Source organism: Frankia sp. Hr75.2, from assembly GCF_949319125.1.
GTDB classification, from domain to species: domain Bacteria; phylum Actinomycetota; class Actinomycetes; order Frankiales; family Frankiaceae; genus Parafrankia; species Parafrankia soli.
Window position 1 is genome coordinate 1 of the sequence record NZ_CASGGV010000158.1, and the last position, 1,288, is coordinate 1,288.

1 protein-coding gene is annotated in these 1,288 nt (G+C 73.6%); it reads left to right on the top strand.

What is annotated here, in order from left to right:
- Positions 1–1,288, top strand: a 1,288-nt coding sequence (locus tag AC559T_RS13285) for an acyltransferase domain-containing protein (protein WP_498868895.1), incomplete at both ends; no start/stop codon positions are given.

The window sequence follows — 1,288 nt, forward strand, 5'->3', positions numbered from 1 at the left end:
GGTTGGTCGTTGGTGCGGGGCCGGGCGGCGTTGGAGTACCGGGCCGTGGTGCTCGGGGAGCGGGGCGCTGGCGACGCCCAGGTCGGTGGGGACCGGCTGGCCGGGCTGCGTGCGCTGGCGGCGGACGAGCCCGTGGAGACGGTGGTGCGGGGGCGGGTTGGCACAGGTGGTGATCGGGTGGTGTGGGTGTTCCCGGGGCAGGGGGCGCAGTGGGTGGGGATGGGTGTGGAGCTGTTGGATGCCTCGGCGGTGTTCGCGGGTCGGGTGGCGGAGTGTGCGGCGGCTTTGGCGCCGTTTGTGGACTGGTCGCTGGTCGACGTCCTGCGGGGGGCCCCGGGTGCCGCCGGGATCGTGGGTGTCGGGGGGGGTGTGGGTGCTGGGGGTGCGGGTTTGCTGGAGCGGGTGGATGTGGTGCAGCCGGTGTCGTGGGCGGTGGCGTTGGGGTTGGCGGCGGTGTGGGAGTCGTGGGGGGTGCGCCCGGATGTGGTGGTGGGGCATTCGCAGGGGGAGATCGTCGCGGCGTGTGTGGCGGGGCTGTTGTCGTTGGAGGACGGGGCGCGGGTGGTGGCGGCCCGCAGTCGGGTGATCGCGGGGGAGCTGGCTGGGTGCGGGGGCATGGCGTCTGTGGCGCTACCGGTGGGTGGGGTGGAGGTTCGGTTGCGGGAGTGGGCTGGTCGGTCGGGGGTGGGGGCTGGTCGGGTGGAGGTGGCGGCGGTGAACGGGCCGTCGGCGACGGTGGTCGCCGGGGAGCCTGCGGGGTTGGATGAGCTGCTGTCCGTGTGGGAGGCGGAGGGTGTTCGGGTTCGTCGGTTGCCGGTGGACTACGCGTCGCACACGGTGCAGGTGGACCGGGTGCGCGACCGGCTGATCGCGGAGCTGGCCGGGATCGTCCCGCGTGTGGGGACTGTCGAGATGTGGTCCACGGTCACCGGCTCCCCGGTTGTTTCCGGGCAGCTTGACGGGGAGTACTGGTTTCGGAACCTGCGGTCGACCGTCCGTCTGCATGAGGTCGCCGACGCGTTGGTGGGCGAGGGGCACCGGGTGTTCGTGGAGATCAGCCCGCATCCGGTGCTGACCGCGGCGATCATCGAGACGGCCGAGGCGGCCGGTGTCCCGGACGCTGTGGTCGTGGGGTCGCTGCGGCGCGGCGACGGCGGGCTGGACCGGCTGGCGGCCGGGGCGGCGCAGCTGTGGGTGCGCGGTGTTCCGGTGGACTGGGCCCCGCTGGTGGCCGGCGGTCGGCAGGTGGACCTGCCGACCTACCCCTTCCAGCACCAGCGCTACTGGC